The sequence below is a fragment of the Streptomyces sp. NL15-2K genome (assembly GCF_030551255.1).
Classification (GTDB): Bacteria; Actinomycetota; Actinomycetes; order Streptomycetales; family Streptomycetaceae; genus Streptomyces.
Genome location: NZ_CP130630.1, coordinates 6762706 through 6780246, shown reverse-complemented (window position 1 = coordinate 6780246; position 17541 = coordinate 6762706). Strand labels below are relative to the sequence as shown.

16 protein-coding genes and 1 pseudogene are annotated in these 17541 nt (G+C 70.2%); 7 read left to right on the top strand and 10 right to left on the bottom strand.

Annotation, left to right across the window (positions count from 1 at the left end; genetic code table 11):
- Positions 1–5: 5 nt before the first annotated feature.
- Entirely contained in the window at positions 6–365 is a 360-nt protein-coding gene (locus Q4V64_RS30630) for an NADH-quinone oxidoreductase subunit A (protein WP_033319564.1), read from the bottom strand.
- Positions 366–1131: 766 nt separating this feature from the next.
- Here Q4V64_RS30630 and Q4V64_RS30625 point away from each other — a divergent pair.
- Complete coding sequence (locus Q4V64_RS30625; protein ID WP_124440063.1) at positions 1132–1941, top strand: C40 family peptidase; 810 nt, start codon at positions 1132–1134, stop codon at positions 1939–1941.
- A 78-nt stretch (positions 1942–2019) separates the two neighbouring features.
- A complete protein-coding gene (locus tag Q4V64_RS30620) occupies positions 2020–3237 on the top strand; it encodes an IS30 family transposase (protein ID WP_348540811.1) in 1218 nt (405 codons plus the stop codon).
- A gap of 73 nt (positions 3238–3310) precedes the next feature.
- Here the strand turns inward: Q4V64_RS30620 and Q4V64_RS30615 are convergent.
- Positions 3311–3951 (bottom strand): annotated as a pseudogene (locus Q4V64_RS30615) (hypothetical protein); the annotation flags it as partial.
- Between the two features lie 130 nt (positions 3952–4081).
- Between Q4V64_RS30615 and def the strand changes: the two are divergent.
- Positions 4082–4708: a peptide deformylase gene (def, locus tag Q4V64_RS30610; protein ID WP_124440066.1), complete on the top strand. Its 627-nt coding sequence runs from the start codon at positions 4082–4084 to the stop codon at positions 4706–4708.
- On the opposite strand, the gene Q4V64_RS30605 is transcribed toward def, so the two are convergent.
- Positions 4709–6001, bottom strand: coding sequence for a geranylgeranyl reductase family protein (locus Q4V64_RS30605; protein ID WP_124440067.1), 1293 nt, complete (start codon positions 5999–6001; stop codon positions 4709–4711).
- 97 nt (positions 6002–6098) lie between these two features.
- On the opposite strand from Q4V64_RS30605, the gene Q4V64_RS30600 reads away from it, so the two are divergent.
- Positions 6099–6629, top strand: coding sequence for a GNAT family N-acetyltransferase (locus tag Q4V64_RS30600; RefSeq protein WP_124440068.1), 531 nt, complete (start codon positions 6099–6101; stop codon positions 6627–6629).
- A gap of 109 nt (positions 6630–6738) precedes the next feature.
- Positions 6739–7044, top strand: coding sequence for a PASTA domain-containing protein (locus Q4V64_RS30595; RefSeq protein ID WP_301184520.1), 306 nt, complete (start codon positions 6739–6741; stop codon positions 7042–7044).
- Between the two features lie 17 nt (positions 7045–7061).
- Here Q4V64_RS30595 and Q4V64_RS30590 read toward each other — a convergent pair whose 3' ends face one another.
- On the bottom strand, positions 7062–7757 hold the full coding sequence (locus tag Q4V64_RS30590; RefSeq protein ID WP_124440070.1) for a demethylmenaquinone methyltransferase: 696 nt from the start codon (positions 7755–7757) through the stop codon (positions 7062–7064).
- 139 nt (positions 7758–7896) lie between these two features.
- Here Q4V64_RS30590 and Q4V64_RS30585 point away from each other — a divergent pair, with 139 nt between their 5' ends.
- Positions 7897–8949 carry a chitinase gene (locus tag Q4V64_RS30585; protein WP_124440071.1) on the top strand — a complete coding sequence of 351 codons (1053 nt, stop codon included), beginning with the start codon at positions 7897–7899 and terminating at the stop codon, positions 8947–8949.
- On the opposite strand, the gene Q4V64_RS30580 is transcribed toward Q4V64_RS30585, so the two are convergent.
- From Q4V64_RS30580 to Q4V64_RS30555, 6 genes are all read right to left on the bottom strand, one after another.
- Complete coding sequence (locus Q4V64_RS30580; RefSeq protein ID WP_124440106.1) at positions 8950–9387, bottom strand: hypothetical protein; 438 nt, start codon at positions 9385–9387, stop codon at positions 8950–8952.
- A 106-nt stretch (positions 9388–9493) separates the two neighbouring features.
- Complete coding sequence (gene mqnC / locus Q4V64_RS30575; RefSeq protein ID WP_124440072.1) at positions 9494–10708, bottom strand: cyclic dehypoxanthinyl futalosine synthase; 1215 nt, start codon at positions 10706–10708, stop codon at positions 9494–9496.
- 79 nt (positions 10709–10787) lie between these two features.
- On the bottom strand, positions 10788–11567 hold the full coding sequence (locus Q4V64_RS30570; RefSeq protein WP_124440073.1) for a prepilin peptidase: 780 nt from the start codon (positions 11565–11567) through the stop codon (positions 10788–10790).
- A gap of 97 nt (positions 11568–11664) precedes the next feature.
- Positions 11665–14235, bottom strand: a complete 2571-nt coding sequence (locus Q4V64_RS30565) for a serine/threonine-protein kinase (RefSeq protein ID WP_124440074.1) — start codon at positions 14233–14235, stop codon at positions 11665–11667.
- Positions 14236–14346: 111 nt separating this feature from the next.
- Complete coding sequence (locus tag Q4V64_RS30560) at positions 14347–16095, bottom strand: serine/threonine-protein kinase (RefSeq protein ID WP_124440075.1); 1749 nt, start codon at positions 16093–16095, stop codon at positions 14347–14349.
- A 63-nt stretch (positions 16096–16158) separates the two neighbouring features.
- Positions 16159–17007, bottom strand: coding sequence for a menaquinone biosynthesis protein (locus tag Q4V64_RS30555; RefSeq protein WP_124440076.1), 849 nt, complete (start codon positions 17005–17007; stop codon positions 16159–16161).
- Between the two features lie 289 nt (positions 17008–17296).
- On the opposite strand from Q4V64_RS30555, the gene Q4V64_RS30550 reads away from it, so the two are divergent.
- The gene (locus tag Q4V64_RS30550) at positions 17297–17500 is read left to right on the top strand and encodes a cold-shock protein (RefSeq protein ID WP_003992177.1); all 204 of its coding nucleotides are present in this window, start codon (positions 17297–17299) and stop codon (positions 17498–17500) included.
- Positions 17501–17541 lie beyond the last annotated feature (41 nt).

The following is a 17541-nucleotide window of genomic DNA, read 5'->3' as shown; positions in this document are numbered from 1 at the left end:
GCCCCTCAGTCCCATTCCAGGCCGCCGCGCCGCCATACGTACGCGTACGCGACGAAGACGGTGAGCACGAAGAGCAGCATCTCCACGAGCCCGAAAACACCCAGGGCGTCGAAGGTGACGGCCCAGGGGTAGAGGAAGACGATCTCGATATCGAAGATGATGAAGAGCATCGCCGTCAGGTAGTACTTGATGGGGAAACGCCCACCGCCGGCCGGCGTGGGGGTCGGCTCGATACCGCACTCGTAGGCCTCGAGCTTGGCCCGGTTGTACCGCTTCGGACCGATCAGCGTGGCCATGACCACGGAGAAGATCGCAAAGCCTGCCCCGAGGGCTCCCAGTACGAGGATGGGCGCATACGCGTTCACCGCTCCTCGCTCCTCTCAGTCGGCACTGACTGCTGGCGGTTTGCGTCGGGCTCACATCTGCCTCACATCTCACACGAGCCCCGCTTGTCCCGGCGAAGATCGAGAACATGTGAAGCAGGTCACAAGCCCAACTGCCTCGCATCTTATGCCCGCCGCTCTGTGATCTGCGACACGGGGTATTGCACAAGCTTTGTGATCTCCACCACCTGACGAAGGATCATGAAGTCGGATGAGTGGCGATCTTCGTACAAGAAGCGTCCGAGTGATCACCAGAGGTGACATTTTCGCTCGTCGGCGCAGGTCGAGCGAGGCGTCTCCATATCAAGAGACTTCCCTTGCATGCAAATTGGAGTTGGACGCGACGCCTTGGTAGAGGACGCGTTCGCACGTCGGAGGGAGGCGGCGGGCGGGTGTGGACGTGTGCATGCGTTCACGAGCGGAACCTCCGTCGTGACCCGTCCGCAACCCCGCCGTGATCTACACGCGAGACGCGGCCGTCCCTGTGACCGTTGCGTGACCTCCGCCACACTCGCCAGGGCGCCAGAGAAGGGGGCTTGGCCACCTGACGCATCCAGTGGTAGGCGCAGGGCAATTCGGGCGTAACAGCGAAAGCCCGTGATCACAGGCTTGATCACCTGCGTCCGCAATGTCCGTTACGGCGTCAATAAAGAACGACACGCCCGGGGTTCGGGCCACCGGTTGAACAACTGTGGCGCAGCACACGTTTCTTGAAGGTATGGAGGAGCCCCTGATACCGGTTGTTCTCATGTCCCACACCGCTCACATACGCAGCCACCGGAAACCCCGCCGCAGCGCGTCGACCATCGCGATGCGGGCCGGAGTTGCCGGTGGCGTTCTCAGCACCCTGGCAGCGGCCGGGGCGTCCGGTGCGGCGAACGCGGCCGAGCCGGTGACGCAGACCCTTGAACTGCCGACCCTGACGGCCGACATGTCCGCCCAGGTCGCCGAGTCCGCCGCCGCCACACAGCAGGCCGCGGCGAACTACCAGCTGCAGGCCGAGCGTGACGCGGCCGCCGCGAAGGCCGCGAAGCAGGCCAAGGCGGACCTCGCCGAGGCGAAGCAGAAGGCCGAGGCCAAGAAGAAGGCCGCTCAGGAGGCCGCCCGCAAGGCCGCCGCCGAGCGCGCCTCCCGCAGCGCCGAGCGGGCCACGCTGTCCGCCTCCGTCTCCGCGAGCACCAGCACGAGCACGTCCACGGCCACCGGTTCGGCCGCCGACATCGTGAGCTTCGTGCAGGCGCAGGTCGGTGACGCCTACGTCCTCGGCTCCAGCGGACCGAGCTCCTGGGACTGCTCCGGCTTGGTCCAGGCCGCCTTCAAGCAGGTCGGCATCGACCTGCCGCGCGTCTCGCAGGACCAGTCGACCGCCGGCACGCAGGTGTCGCTGGACAACCTCCTGCCGGGCGACATCCTGTACTGGGGCAGCGCGGGCAGCGCGTACCACGTGGCGGTGTACATCGGCGACGGCAAGTTCGTCGGCGCGCAGAACCCGTCTACGGGCGTGGCCGAGAAGTCGCTCTCCTACGACCCGCCGACCGGCGCGGTGCGGGTGCTCTGACGCAGAGCCGCACGGAAGGGGCCGCAGCCGCTCCTTGGGTTCTAGGAGTCGTTGCAACACCCCAGTTCAAGGGGTGCGATGGACTTCGAGATCCGTAAGGACCGGGAGAGGCCTCAGGGCAGGAAGAAGCTCGCCAGGGAGCGGGAGGCATACTCCCGGCTCATGCAGCAGGGTGTGAGCAACCGGGAAGCGTGCCGGATCGTCGGGATCGACCGCCGGACCGGCCAGAAGTGGCGCAACGGTCGTCAGGCATACGGTAACCGGAAGGCGCTGCCACCGATCAACGCGGTGGCAGCGCCCTGCGGGCCGTCCCGGTACCTGCGCGAGGAAGACTGCATTCACATCGCCGACCGGCTGCGGGAGAAGGCGACCGTGCGGGCGATAGCCGCGGAGCTGGGCCGCAGCCCGTCGACGGTCAGCCGGGAGATCCGCCGCAACCGTCACCCGACGGGCGGCCAGTACCGCCCGCACGCGGCCCAGGCCCGTGCCGATGCCCGCCGGCCCCGTCCGAAGCCCGGGAAGATCGGCCAGAACCCGCAGCTGCGCAACTTCATCCAGGACCACCTGGACCTACGGTGGAGCCCGGAGCAGATCTGTCAGGCTCTGCGGGCACGGTTTCCCCAGCGGCCGGAGATGCACGTGGTCCACGAGACGGTCTACCAGGCCCTCTACGTCCAGGGCCGGGGTGAGCTGCGCCGCGAACTGGCCCGCGCCCTGCGCACCGGACGCGCCCGGCGCAGACCTCGCCGCCAGGCCCAGCAGCGCCGGCCCCGGTTCGCCACCCCGATGGTCATGATCAGCGAGCGTCCGGCCGAAGCCGAGGACCGGGCGGTCCCCGGGCACTGGGAGGGCGATCTCATCATCGGCAAGGACGGAAAGTCGGCGATCGGTACCCTGGTCGAGCGGGCCACCCGCTACGTCATGCTCCTGCATCTGCCCGGCGACCACGGCGCCGAGAGCGTTCGCGACGCGCTGGTCACCACGGTCCGGACCCTGCCGTCCCACCTGCGACGGTCCCTGACGTGGGACCAAAGCTCGGAAATGGGCAGCCACGGCGCGTTCACCATCGCCACCGACGTCCCGGTCTACTTCTGCGATCCGGCCAGCCCCTGGCAGCGCGGCTCGAACGAGAACACCAACGGCCTGCTCCGGCAGTACTTCCCCAAGGGCACCGACCTCGCCGTCCACACCCGCGAGCACCTCGACGCCGTCGCCGCCGAGCTGAACGGCCGCCCACGCAAAACGCTCGGCTGGGAAACCCCAGCCGAGCGCCTGCATAAACTGCTCACCGCCTGATCAACACAACCACGTGTTGCGACGACACCTAGAAACCGCCCTCGGGGGCAGCGGCCCTTTCCGGCTCACGCCCTGGCTCCGCCTCCGGGGGCCGATACAGCTCCCGGATCTCGCACCGCTCGGCGTCCGAATGATCCGCCGGATGGCCCGCGTCCAGGAGTGCGTTGACGGCGTGACGCGCGGATTCGTTGGCGCCTCGCCCACCCACTGCGGATGCAAGGGCTGCCAGGTCGACATCGGTGCGGACCTAAGGCCTGTCCGGCGGATCATGCCGCAGATGCGGGGTCTGGCACGCCCATCTGCGTTCATTAGCCGCCGCCGATTTCCTGTGACCTGATCCGCCGGACAGGCCCAGTCGCCCGCGAGGAAGAAGTTCGGGACGTTGGTGCGGGCGGAGGGCCGGTTGTAGAGGCTGCCCGTGGGGTGGACGAGGAGCTGTTCGCGGTTCTGCGGGTCGGAGCCGCCCAGGCCCGTCACCGCCGGGTCCATGAACCAGCCGAGCCGGTCGGCGTCCGTGAGCGTCGCCGTCTGCAGGGCGTCGCGGCGCGCGAGCTGCGGATCCGCCGCGCGAAAGGCACGGCCCCATGTCACGCGCGCGTGCTCGACCGGCAGCACGCGGACGTAGTGGTCGGCGGTGACCGTACGCTCCTGACCGCCGTCGCGGGCCGATGGGCGTACGCCGGTCACCCGGCCGTTCTCGTACACGATCTCCCGGGCCGGTCTGGTCCTGGGGCTGCTGTGTGTGTTCTGTTGTGATGAGTAACGGAGGGTAGGGAGGGGCTCCGGGAGACGGAACCCCGACTGCCCACCGCCCACAGCATCCTCACAGGCAGGAGAAACAGCGATGCCCAGCGTCTTCGTACAGGGACGGCCCGTCGACTCGTACCCCCCGCTCGCGCCCGAGGCCCGGCGCGGAAGGGTACGGCGGATCACCGAGGTGGGTGAGGAAGTCCTGCACAAGCCGTGCCGGGACGTGACGGAGTTCGGGCCCGATCTCGCCGCGCTCATCGACGACATGTTCCTGACGATGTACATCGCCGACGGGGCGGGGCTCGCGGCGAACCAAGTCGGCGTGGACTTTCGGCTGTTCGTGTACGACTGCCCCGACGACGAAGGTGTCCGACATGTCGGACACATCGTCAACCCGGTGCTTGAGGCGCTCGATCCGGCCGGGCGCAGGCTGCTCGACGCCGGTGAGGGGTGCCTGTCCGTCCCGGGCGCCGTGATGGACGTACCGCGTCCGGACCGGGCCGTCGTGCGCGGCCTCGACAAGGAGGGCCGTCCGCTCGCCGTCGAGGGCACGGGGTACTTCGCCCGCTGCCTCGCCCACGAGACCGACCATGTGAACGGGCACGTGTATCTGGACCGGCTCTCCAAGCGGGAGCGGAAGGACGCGCTGCGACAGGTGGCGGACCGGCGGGACGAGGTCCTCGCGCGCCGGGCCGCCAACATCGAAGCACTCAGCGCCTGATCACGCCTTCGGCGCCACCTTGCTCAGCCCGTTGATGATGCGGTCCATCGCGTCGCCGCCCGTCGGGTCGGTGAGGTTCGCGAGCATCTTCAGCGTGAACTTCATCAGCACGGGGTGCGTCAGACCGCGCTGGGCCGCGATCTTCATGACCTTCGGGTTGCCGATGAGCTTCACGAAGGCGCGGCCCAGCGTGTAGTAGCCGCCGTAGGTGTCCTTGAGGATGCGCGGGTAGCGCTGGAGGGCCAGTTCACGCCCCGCGGGTGTGGAGCGTGCGTGGGCCTGGACGATGACGTCGGCGGCGATCTGGCCGGACTCCATGGCGTAGGCGATGCCCTCGCCGTTGAAGGGGTTCACCAGGCCGCCGGCGTCGCCGACCAGCAGCAGGCCCTTGGTGTAGTGGGGCTGGCGGTTGAACGCCATCGGCAGAGCCGCCCCCCGGATGGGTCCCGTCATGTTGTCCGGCGTGTAGCCCCAGTCCTCCGGCATGGAGGCGCACCATGCCTTGAGGACCTCGCGCCAGTCCAGTTCCTTGAAGGAGTCGGAGGTGTTCAGCACACCCAGACCGACGTTGGAGGTGCCGTCGCCCATGCCGAAGATCCAGCCGTAGCCGGGGAGGAGGCGGTCCTCGCCGGGTCCCCGGCGGTCCCACAGCTCCAGCCAGGACTCCAAGTAGTCGTCCTCGTGGCGCGGGGAGGTGAAGTACGTGCGGACCGCGACGCCCATCGGCCGGTCCTCGCGGCGGTGCAGGCCCATCGCGAGGGACAGGCGGGTGGAGTTGCCGTCGGCGGCGACCACCAGCGGCGCGTGGAAGGTCACCTCGCGCTTCTCCCCCGCGTCGCCCAGCTTGGCGTGCACGCCGGTGATGCGGCCGGTGCGGTCGTCGATGATCGGGGCGCCGACGTTGCAGCGCTCGTACAGCCGCGCGCCCGCCTTCTGGGCCTGGCGGGCGAGCTGTTCGTCGAAGTCGTCGCGCTTGCGGACGAGGCCGTAGTCGGGGAAGGAGGCGAGATCCGGCCAGTCGAGCTGGAGCCGGACGCCGCCGCCGATGATGCGCAGGCCCTTGTTGCGCAGCCAGCCGGCCTCCTCCGAGATGTCGATGCCCATGGCCACGAGCTGCTTGACCGCGCGCGGGGTGAGTCCGTCGCCGCAGACCTTCTCGCGGGGGAACTCGGTCTTCTCCAGCAGGAGTACGTCGAGTCCGGCCTTGGCGAGGTGGTACGCGGTGGTGGAGCCGGCTGGCCCCGCGCCGACGACGATCACATCGGCGGTGTTTTCGGAGAGGGGCTCGGTCACGGCGGGATCTCCCCAAGTTCGAAATCTGCGTGCCGACCGGCACTGGACATGGGCAGTCTATTCAGCAGAATTGATCAACCGGCTGAAGGGCTGCCCTGTGAACCGAGCTCTCCCCGTTGTACGGCTGCGTGTCCCGACCGACGAGGACGCCGTCGCCTGGCACCGGATCTTCGACGACCCGGACGTCATGGAGTTCCACGGCGGCAAGGCCGCGGACCTGTCCGTCTACGAGGAACTCACCGCCCGCCAGCGCCGGCACGACGCCGAGCACGGCTTCTGCCTGTGGACCATGCTCGACGAGTCCGGCCAGGTCATCGGCTTCACCGGCGCCCAGCCGTGGCCGCGGGACTGGGGCCCCAAGGGCGAGATCGAGATCGGCTGGCGGCTGGGGCGGGATTCCTGGGGCAAGGGGTATGCCACCACGGCCGCGCGGATGACGCTGGAGCGAGTGCGGGCGGCGGGAGTGCCGAGCGTGGTGGCCATGGTCGCCGCCGGCAACGCGCGCTCGATCGCGGTGACGCGGCGGCTGGGCATGCGCCTCGCCGAGGTGTTCACGACGCCGACGCGACAGGAAGGGCACTGCTACCGGCTGGACCTGCACAACGGGCACGATGATAACGCACAGTAATCGACTGCTACAGAAAGACACCTGGCGCTTCCGGCCGGTACGGGGCGGGGTTACCCTGCCAGTACCGCTGGGGGTGACATCTGTGCGCATAACACGCAAGACGCCCGAAGTGCACGTACCGCGTCTGGTCGGCCTGATGGCCGTGGACGCGCGCGAGACAGCACAGGCGCAGGGCCTTTTCCTCAACGCGCCGGACCGGCCGGACTTCCACCGCACCGTGGTCGACTACGTCGTGCGCCAGTACCCGCAGCCCGGTGCCGAGGTGCCGCAGGACTCCGTGATCTACGTGTGGTTCGACTTCGGTGAGGGCGAGGGCGGCGGAGGCATGCGCGAACCTCGCGTGCCGAGGCCCCCCAGGGGCGGGCTGCGGCGCGAGCTCGACGAGCCGGGAGACCCGTACGCGGTCCTCAGGTGAGCCTGAGGACATCGGGTTCAGCTCTCCTTGAAGCCCCGGTGCAGGGCCACCACACCACCGGTCAGGTTGCGCCACGCCACCTTCGACCAGCCGGCCTTCCCGAGCCGCTCGGCGAGCGCGGGCTGGTCGGGCCAGGCGCGGATGGACTCGGCGAGGTAGACGTATGCGTCGGGGTTCGAGGAGACGGCGCGGGCGACCGGCGGCAGGGCACGCATCAGGTACTCGGTGTAGACGGTCCGGAAGGGCGCCCAGGTCGGGTGGGAGAACTCGCAGATCACGACCCGGCCGCCGGGCCGAGTCACCCGGTACATCTCCCGCAGAGCGGCATCGAAGTCCTGCACGTTGCGCAGCCCGAAGGAGATGGTCACGGCGTCGAAGACGTCGTCCTTGAACGGCAGTCTCGTCGCGTCGCCCGCCGTGAACGGCAGCCAGGAGTGCCGCGACTTGCCGACCTGGAGCATGCCGAGGGAGAAGTCGCAGGGGACGACGTAGGCGCCGGTGCGGGCGAAGGGCAGCGAGGACGTGGCCGTACCGGCGGCCAGGTCCAGGACCTTCTGCGCGGGGCGGGCGTCGACGGCCGTGGCGACGGCCTTGCGCCACACCCGGTCCTGGCCGAGCGACAGCACGTCGTTGGTCAGGTCGTACCGTTCCGCCACGTCGTCGAACATCGAGGCGACTTCGTGCGGCTGCTTGTTCAGGGAAGCGCGGGTCACGGGGCCCATTGTTGCAGTACGGCCCCCGGCGGTCGCTGAGAGATCGCCCGAAGTGCGGCCGCGAGTGAGACAGGTCCGCTCCGGAAACGTACTCAGTTTCTGTCCTGGGACAGAAACGATGAGAGCGGGTGCATAAGCAATGCGGCGTTTCCTGAAGCCGGCGGCCGGGCTCACCTGCCTGTTGGCCGTGACCACCACGGGCTGCTCCGCGGAGTCCGAAGGCACCTCGGACGCGGCACCGGCGGCGCCGGAGCGGCAGAACGCGCCCCCCAACGGGGCCACCGCGCCCCCCACCAAGCCCACCAAGCCCACAGAACCGGTCACCACCTACGCCCCGTACGTCAGCGCCACGGACGCGTCCGGCAACGACTCCACGGGTTCCCCGGCGACGTACAACCTGGCCTTCGTGATCGCCGACGGCGGTGACTGCGCCCCGCGGTGGGACGGCAGCCGTGCCATCGGCGACTCCGCGGTGAAGTCCCGGATCGCCAAGCTCAAGAAGGACGGCGCCACGGTCCGCGTCTCCTTCGGCGGCGCCTTGGGCAAGGAGCTGGCGGCGACCTGCGACAGCGCCTCCGAGCTGGCCGAGGCCTACGGCAAGGCCCTGGACGCGGCCGGCTCCACGCAGGCCGACTTCGACATCGAGGGCGACGAACTCTCCGACGCCGGCTCCGTCGCCGTACGCTCCGAGGCGATCGCGGCGTTGCAACGGGAGCGGCCCGACCTGGAGGTGTCCTTCACCCTCCCGGTCATGCCGTCCGGGCTCAACACGGACAGCGTGGCCTTGCTCGAGTCCGCAAACGAGTACGAAGTGCGGGTCTCCACCGTCAACCTCATGACGATGAATTACGGCGAGTCGTACGGCGGGGACATGGGCGGATACGCGATCTCCGCCGCGAAGGCCGCGCATCCCCAGCTGAAGAAGGTGTTCGGCCTCTCCGACGCGAACGCCTGGCGGGGCATGGCGCTCACGTCGATGATCGGCGTCAACGACGTGGACGGCGAGACGTTCACCCTCTCCGACGCGGCGCAGGTGCGGGCTTTCGCCGAAAAGCAGGGGATCGGCTGGGTGTCGATGTGGTCGGCCGTCCGCGACCAGCGGTGTGAGAAGGGAACCGCGAAGAAGGCGCAGACCGACTGCAGCGGAGTGGAGCAGAGTTCGGGAGCCTTCGCGAACGCGTTCGCCGGCTGATCAGCGCCTGCGGTGCACCAGGCGCCCCGCGCACACGGTCGCGAGGCACGCGCCGGACTCGTCGAAGACGGCGAGGTCGGCGCGGCCCCCGTCCACGATGGCCGTGGGGCGCTCACGCGGAAGGATCACCACGTCGTTCCGCTCGGCCGCCGCCCGCAGTTCGGGCGAGTCGACGTACTCCTCCAGGACCGCCACCGCACCCGACTTCAGCACGGCGTGGACACGTTCACGCGGGGTCGGGGCGTCCGGGAGCGGGCCGTCGTGGATACGGGCGGGCCCCAGCACACCGGGCCACCGCCGCACCCGCGCTCCCGGGAACCGCTCCCGCACTTCGGCGAGCGAACCCACCGCGGCGACCCGGCTCCCCTGGACCGCGACGGCACCGTCGCTGATGGGATCAGACTTAATCGGACCGGACTCGAACGGACCCGACTCGATCGGACCCGACTCGATCGGACCCGACTCGATCGGACCGGACTTGATCGGATCGGAGTCCCAGGTGTACCGGACCTCGTCCGCCGCGTGAATCGTCAGCAAAACCGACCTAGTTGGAGGCGAGGAGCTTCAGCTCGGGGTGGGCGGTGCCGCCCGCGATCGCCGTCGAGGAGATGTGGGAGGCGACCCGCTCGTCGACGGGGTCGTTCGCCGGGTCGTCGTGGACGACGAGGTGCTCGTACGTCGTCGACCGCTGGGCGGGGACCCGCCCCGCCTTGCGGATCAGGTCGATGATCTCCAGCCGGTTGGAACGGTGCTTGGCACCGGCCGACGACACGACGTTCTCCTCCAGCATGATCGAGCCGAGGTCGTCCGCGCCGTAGTGCAGGGACAGTTGGCCGATCTCCTTGCCGGTGGTCAGCCACGAGCCCTGGATGTGGGCGATGTTGTCCATGAACAGCCGCGCGATGGCGATCATCCGCAGGTACTCGAAGAGCGTGGCCTGCGTGCGGCCCTTCAGGTGGTTGTTCTCGGGCTGGTAGGTGTACGGGATGAAGGCGCGGAAGCCGCCGGTCCGGTCCTGTACGTCACGGATCATCCGCAGGTGCTCGATGCGCTCGGCGTTGGTCTCGCCGGTGCCCATGAGCATGGTGGACGTCGACTCCACGCCCAGCCGGTGCGCGGTCTCCATGATCTCCAGCCAGCGCTCGCCGGACTCCTTCAGCGGGGCGATGGCCTTGCGGGGCCGGGCGGGCAGCAGCTCGGCGCCGGCGCCGGCGAAGGAGTCGAGGCCCGCCTCGTGGATCCGGGTGATGGCCTCCTCGACCGAGACACCCGAGATCCGGGCCATGTGCTCGACCTCGGACGCGCCCAGCGAGTGGATCACCAGCTGCGGGAAGGCCTGCTTGATGGCGGCGAAGTGCTTCTCGTAGTACTCGACGCCGTAGTCCGGGTGGTGGCCGCCCTGGAACATGATCTGCGTGCCACCGAGCTCGACGGTCTCGGCGCAGCGCCGCAGGATGTCGTCCAGGTCGCGGGTCCAGCCCTTGGCGGTGTCCTTGGGGGCCGCGTAGAAGGCGCAGAACTTGCACGCCGTGACGCACACGTTCGTGTAGTTGATGTTGCGCTCGATGATGTACGTCGCGATGTGCTCGGTACCCGCGTACCTGCGGCGGCGTACGGCGTCGGCGGCGGCGCCCAGCGCGTGCAGCGGGGCGTCGCGGTAGAGGTCGAGCGCCTCCTCCGGGGTGATCCGCCCACCCTCGGCGGCACGGTCGAGGACGGCTGTGACATCGAACGACGTGAGTTCGGCCTTGTCGGTCACCGGGGCGTCCCTTTCGTCAAGTTCGTCAGGGTGAGGACGGACCGAACCAGCGTACGCCAGGCGTTCGCCCTCACCGACGTCAGGCCGCGTAGGCGCCGATGAGCACACCGAGGAACGCCCCCGCGATCAGGAACGGCCCGAAGGGAATGCCCGTCTTGCGCCCGGCGCGCCGCGCGACGACGAGGGCGCCGCCGTACAACGCCCCGAGCAGGAACCCGGCGAGCGTGCCCACCATGACCGTCGCCCAGCCGTACCAGCCCAGCACGGCGCCCATCCCGAGGGCCAGCTTCACATCGCCGAAGCCCATGCCGCCGGGGTTGATGAGGAACAGCACGAGGTAGCCGCCGCCGAGGGCGAGGGCGCCCAGCGCGGCGGAGGGCCAGTGCCCGGTGTGCTCGGGCACCAGCGTGACCAGGCCGAGCAGCACGAGCGCGGCGGCGGCGAGCGGCAGGGTCAGCACGTCGGGCAGCCGCTGCACCCGGAAGTCGACGACGGCCAGCAGCACACCGACGGGCGCGAGCAGCAGCCAGACGGCGACTTCGGGCCTGGTGTCGGTGGCGGCGGCGAGGGCGGCGCAGAGGAGGGCGGTGGTGAGGGCGACGAGGGGGGTGCTGGGGCCGTACATCCTCGTGAGGACGGCGGTCTCGGCGGCGCTGGTCACGACCGCACCGCCCGCGCACTCCCCGCACCGCGCCCACCCGATCCACCCACGGATCGGCCCTCGCATCGGATGCCCGCCGGGGCACCGATCCCGCCAGGCCTCATCCGGCGGGACGGAGAACCGGTAGGCGGCCCGTGGCACCAGTACCCCCACAGCCGCACCCCACAGCGCGGCGACGGCGATCAACAAGCCGGTCATCGACCGATCATCCCATCGCGACGCCAGGCGTCAGCCCACGTCACGCGTTCTAGACGTCTTCACGCGTCCTCACGTCCTCACGCGTCCTCACGCGTCCTCACACGGCGGGCAACGCGTAGATCTCCGGCCCGTGCGTCGCCATCAGCCGGTTTCCGGAGAGGGCGACCTGCCACGGTTCCCCCGCGGCCTTGCTGTCGGTGTAGGTCCAGCGCAGTCTGCCGGTCTTGGCCCCCAGGGCGACGATGCCGCCGTCCAGGGATCCGGTGGCCCCGTACAGGGTCGTCCCGGCCTTCAGGAACGTCTCCGGGCCTTCGACGTCCAGATCGTCGCAGAGCCAGATGCGCTTGCCGGTCCTGACGTTCACCGCCCAGACACCGTCGTCGTTGTCGCTGGTGTAGAGCACGCCGTCGATGACCGTCGGGTTCGCGAAACCGCCGCGGCCGTTGGGCGAGAGCGTCCAGACGTTCTTGCCCGTGTCCGCGTCCACGGCCGTCAGCTTGTCGCCGGGCAGGAAGACCATGCCGTTCGCGACGGTGGGCCGCCAGGTCCAGTCGTCGCCGATCTTCTTGCTCCACAGCTGGGCGCCGCCGGCGGTGTTGCGGACGGTGAGGTTGTAGTTGGAGTCGGCGTAGACAAGGTAGTTCCCGGCCACGGAGCCCTGGACGTCGTAGTCCTTGGTGCCCCAGTCGCGCCGCTGCAGCCAGACCGTCTTGCCGGTGGTGTGGCTGACGGCGGCGACCGCTGTGCGGTACTTGGTGGCCGACTTCGACTGGCTGTAGTCGGTCAGCGTGACGTACACGTTCCTGGCGTCGATGGCGATGGTGTCCTCGATGCTGAGGTCCTTGCCGAGGCGGCTGCGCCAGGCCTCGTCGCCGGTCCTCACGTCATGGGCCACGAGTACGCCGTCGTAGTCGCCGTCGGCCAGGAACACCTTGCCGCCGTGGAAGAGGAGCCGGGCTCCGGGGCGGCAGATGCCCTTCTTGGACCAGCGTGCCCTGCCGGTCTTCACGTCGTACGCCACGAGCGGGTCGCCGCTGATCAGGAGCAGGCCGTCGTGGGTGAGGAGGGGGACGTCCGTGTCCGTGCTGTCCTCCGCGACCGACTTGTGCCACAGGGGCTGGGGGGCCACTCCGGCGGGCGGGGTCGTGAAGTTCTCGCCGGCGGGTGCGGCCGAGCCGCCCTTGCCGCCCGTGTCGGTGGCGGACCCGGGGGTGTCGTCGGCCGACGCCAGCCACCAGGCGGCCCCGCCACCGGCCGCGACGACCGCGGCCCCGCCGAGCGCCAGCCCGAGAACACGCCGACGGGAGGGAGCGGGGCCGGCCGCGGCACCGCCCTGCGCGCCGAGATGGACGGTGCCGGGGAGCGGGGTGCCGGGGCCGCCGTGGCCGGGGTGCGGGGTCGGAGCCGGGTGGGTTCCGGCGGGCGGATACCCGTACCCGGCCGGGCCAGGGGTGGGGGAACCGCCGGGCGGGGTGCCGTATCCCGGGGCCGGCGTTCTGTACGCCGGACCGGGGGCCGGGGTGCCGCCCGGTGAGGTCCCGTACCCCGCAGCGGACGTGCCCCCGTACCCCGGAGCGGACGTGCCGTATCCGGAACCGGGCGCGGGCATGCCGCCCGGCGGCGTGCCATACCCCGAAACGGACGGCGTTCCGCCCGGCATCACCGGTGCCGACCCGAAGGCGGCCGCGCCCGGAGCACCGCCCCGAGCACCCGGCGCACCCGCCGGACCCGCCCCCTGCACACCCCTCGCCGCTTCCGCCGCTTCCGCCGCTTCCGGCGCCTCCAGGTCGAGGATCCCCGCCGCATGTGTGGCGATCGTCGACGCCACCGCCGACGGCAGCCAGTCGCGCAGCACGCCTTCGACACCCTGCGGCGCCAGTGCCGTCACGATCTCCGCGGGGGCGGGTCGGCCGGCCGGATCCTTCAGCAGGCAGGCCCGGACGAGGCCGAGCAGCGACTGCGGTACGCCCGTCAGCTCGGGCTCGCCGTGCACGACCTGGTAGAGCAGCGCCGCGTGCGAGCTGCGGTCGCCGAAGGCGCTCCGGCCGGTCGCCGCGAAGGCGAGTACCGCGCCCAGGGAGAAGACGTCGCCCGCCGGGCCGACGTCCTGGCCCAGCGCCTGCTCCGGCGGCATGTAACCGGGCGAGCCGACCACGACTCCCGTCTGGGTCATACGGTTTCCGTCCACCGCCCGCGCGATGCCGAAGTCGATCACCCGGGGGCCGTCGGCGGCCAGCAGGACGTTGGACGGCTTGAGATCACGGTGGATCAGACCGGCCGCGTGGATCTCCTGGAGGGCCGCCGCGAGTCCGGCGGCCAGGGCGTGGACCGTCCGCTCCGGCAGCGCGCCGTGCGCGTCCACCACGTCGGTCAGGTCCGGGCCGAGCACGTACGACGTCGCCAGCCACGGCAGCGGAGCGTCCGGGTCGGCGTCCACGACGGGGGCGGTGTAGCGGCCGGAGACCGCGCGGGCGATCTCGACCTCGTGGCGGAAGCGGCCCCTGAAGTCGGCGTCCGCCGCGAGGTCCGGACGGACGACCTTCACCGCGACGGTACGGCCGCCCGGTGAACGCGCGAGGTAGACACGGCCCATGCCGCCGGCACCGAGTCTGCGCAGCAGGCGGTAGCTGCCCAGCTCACGCGGATCGTCCGGCTGCAGTGTCTCCATGGTGGGCCTTCCCCGTCGTCACGCGTGGCGGAACACACGATCGGCATGCTGGTGTTCGCTATCGCGGACACACTAGTGACTGGGGCTACTGAACCTTCGACGTGACTGGGGCTACCCGACCTTCGACAGTCGCGCCCGGGGCCGCCCCGAGTCCGCGCTGTCCGACTCGTAGTTGAGATCGTCGCCGATCGGCGTGAGGCGCACGGTGTGCTCGGCCTGCGCACACACGCTCCGGTTGGACTCGGCCCCTACAGCGGTGGCGACGACCTGCTTCTTCGTCACCCGCTTCAGGGTCAGGACGTCGTCACAGACACCGCCGAGCACGTCCGTGTGCCGAAGCGTCCCCAACTTCTCGCCCACATCGGCCCGTTGCACGGTCAGCCGGAAGGTCCCCATGGGCAGGGTGCCGTCGAGCGCGGAGGCCTGGCCCTCCCACGTGCCGAGGTAGGCGGCGGGTACGGCGGTCGGTCCGCCGTCGCTCGCACTGGCGCTCGGCGTCGAGGAGTTGGCGCCGGCGTCAGAACTGCCCCCGTCGTCATCGCGGTTGCCCGGCAGCAGGTCGAACAGGAACGCCGATCCGATCATCACCGCGGCCATCGCCCCCGCGACGGCGAGGGCCACGGTGCAGCTCAACCGCCGCCCGCGCCCACCGGACCTGGACTCCGAGGTCGCCGAAACGGAGACGGAGACCCTGCCCGGCCGACGGTCGGAGGGTCCGGAGGGTCCGGAGCGTCCGGAGGAGGGGGCCGTGTCGTGCGCGTGCGGATCCCGCACATCTGACACTCCCGCAGCCGCCCCCATGACCGGCGGCGGCCCGAACACTCCGACAGCCGGCTCCCCGACGACCGGCTCGCCGACAACCGGCTCCCTGGCAGCAGGCCCACCCTTCTCCCCACCGGCAGTCAGGCCCTCCGCCCCCTGCGAAGCCCTGCTGAACCCGACGGGCCCCGACGAAGCCTCCTGCACCGTCTCCAGATTCAGCAGCCGTACGGCACTACGGCTGACCTGCTCCACCAGCGCCCCCGGCAGCCACCCGCCGGCGACCAGCCGGGCCGCGCCCTCGGGAGCCAGGCGCCGGGCCACTTCACCGGGCGTCGGCCGCGTATCCGGGTCCTTCGCCAGACACGCCGCCACCAGCGAGCGCAATTCCCCGTCCAGCGAGCCGAGTTCGGGCTCCTCGTGGACGACCTTGTAGAGCAGCGCGGCCGAGGAGTCCCCGGGGAAGGGCGGCCGGCCGGTCGCCGCGTACGCCAGCACCGCGCCCAGCGAGAAGACGTCCGCCGCTCCCGTCGCCCCCTTGCCGAGTATCTGCTCGGGCGACATGTAGCCGGGTGAGCCGATGGACACCCCGGTGGACGTCAGGGACGCCGTACCGTCCATGGCGCGCGCGATACCGAAGTCGATGAGCAGCGGCCCGTCCACGGTCAGCAGCACGTTCGACGGCTTCACATCCCGGTGCACCAGCCCCAGTTCGTGCACCGCCGCCAGCGCCTCGGCCAGCCCCGCCCCCAGCACCCGTACCGTATGGGCCGGCAGCGGGCCGCCCTCCGCGACCGCGGCCGACAGCGACGGGCCCGCCGCGTAGGCCGTGGCCACCCACGGCACCGCCGCCTCCGGGTCGGCGTCGAGGACGGGCGCCGTCCAGGAGCCGCCGACCCGCCGGGCGGCCTCGACCTCGCGGCGGAAGCGGGCGCGGAACTCCTCGTCCAGCGCGAAGTGCGGGTGCACGATCTTGACCGCGACCGTACGGCCACCGGCGCTGCGGCCGAGGTAGACCCGGCCCATGCCGCCGGACCCGAGCCGGCCGAGCAGCCGGTAGGGCCCCACGACGGTCGGTTCGTCGGCACCGAGCGGCTGCATGGCGTCACCTCTCCCCCGTACGCCTCGAGTCCCCAGCAGCGTAGTGCGGTGCCGCCCGCTGGTTCACGGCTGGAGCAGATCCACCTTCACATCCGCCGGGAAGCCGGTCGTCGGCCCCACCCGGCGGGCGAACTCGGCGACCGCCGCGAGCTGGGGGCCGCCGAAGCGGAAGTCGAGGGTGGTGAAGTAGCGCTCCAGGACCTGCTCGTCGAAGGCCTCCCAGCGGGCCGCCTGCTCGGCGACCTTGCCGACCTCCTCCAGGGAGAGGTTGCGGGAGGAGAGGAAGGCCTCGTGGACCTTGCGGGTGATGAACGGCTCGCGCTCCGCGTAGTCCCGCCGGGCCGCCCAGACCGCGAAGACGAAGGGGAGGCCCGTCCACTCCTTCCACAGCGTGCCGAGGTCGTGCACCTGAAGCCCGTACCTCGGCCCGTCGAGCAGGTTCGCCCGCAGCGCCGCGTCGCCGATCAGGACCGCCGCATCGGCCTCTTGCATCATCAGGCTGAGGTCGGGCGGGCAGGTGTAGTAGTCGGGCCGTACGCCGTAGCGGTCGGACAGCAGCAGTTGGGCCAGGCGTACGGAGGTGCGCGAGGTCGAGCCGAGGGCGACCCGGGCGCCGTCCAGCCGCTCCAGCGGGAGCTGCGAGACGATCACGCAGGACATCACCGGCCCGTCGCAGCCGACCGCGATGTCCGGGAAGGCCACCAGTTCGTCCGCGTTCTTGAGGAACTCGACGAGGGTGATGGGCCCGATGTCGAGGTCTCCCCGCACCAGTTGCTCGCTGAGCTTCTCCGGGGTGTCCTTCGTCAGCTCGAAGTCGAGGAGCGTGCCCGTCCTCGCGAGCCCCCAGTACAGGGGCAGACAGTTCAGGAACTGGATGTGGCCGACGCGCGGCCGGGTGCGTGAATTGTCCACATCGCGAGACTAGACCCCTTGGAGTACGCTCCGGCCTTCGCCCCCGCCGTCAACCCCCTCACCGGATCTTCAAACATCCGAGTGACGTGATCTTGACCTCTATTGCTTTCGGGTGCCTGCATGCTAGGCTCGCCGCAAGTTGCAGTTTGGTTTCCCTTGCAGTACAGAGCCTGCGGAGCATGTGACCGCGGGCTCTAGTCGTTTTCAGACGTATGCAGTTGTGCGGCATTTTGTTTTCACACTTGCAGGGTTCTGGAGCAGGGCAACCCTTTGGGCCCAAGGAGGGCTTATGGCTACCGGAACCGTGAAGTGGTTCAACGCCGAAAAGGGCTTTGGCTTCATCGCCCAAGAAGGCGGCGGCCCCGACGTCTTCGTCCACTACTCCGCGATCAACGCGAGCGGCTTCCGCTCGCTGGAGGAGAACCAGCAGGTTTCCTTCGACGTCACCCAGGGCCCGAAGGGCCCGCAGGCGGAGAACGTCACCCCTGTCTGAGTTCATGAGCCCAAAGCTCTGATCCGGAACGGAAGCAGTAC

Excerpts from the sequence above, each read along its gene's own strand:
- Q4V64_RS30625 (WP_124440063.1), top strand. The coding sequence starts at position 1,132 with ATGTCCCACACCGCTCACATACGCAGCCACCGGAAACCCCGCCGCAGC.
- Q4V64_RS30620 (WP_348540811.1), top strand. The coding sequence starts at position 2,020 with ATGGACTTCGAGATCCGTAAGGACCGGGAGAGGCCTCAGGGCAGGAAG.
- def (WP_124440066.1), top strand. The coding sequence starts at position 4,082 with ATGCCCAGCGTCTTCGTACAGGGACGGCCCGTCGACTCGTACCCCCCG.
- Q4V64_RS30585 (WP_124440071.1), top strand. The coding sequence starts at position 7,897 with ATGCGGCGTTTCCTGAAGCCGGCGGCCGGGCTCACCTGCCTGTTGGCC.
- Q4V64_RS30570 (WP_124440073.1), bottom strand. The coding sequence starts at position 11,567 with ATGACCGGCTTGTTGATCGCCGTCGCCGCGCTGTGGGGTGCGGCTGTG.
- Q4V64_RS30565 (WP_124440074.1), bottom strand. The coding sequence starts at position 14,235 with ATGGAGACACTGCAGCCGGACGATCCGCGTGAGCTGGGCAGCTACCGC.
- Q4V64_RS30560 (WP_124440075.1), bottom strand. The coding sequence starts at position 16,095 with ATGCAGCCGCTCGGTGCCGACGAACCGACCGTCGTGGGGCCCTACCGG.
- Q4V64_RS30550 (WP_003992177.1), top strand. The coding sequence starts at position 17,297 with ATGGCTACCGGAACCGTGAAGTGGTTCAACGCCGAAAAGGGCTTTGGC.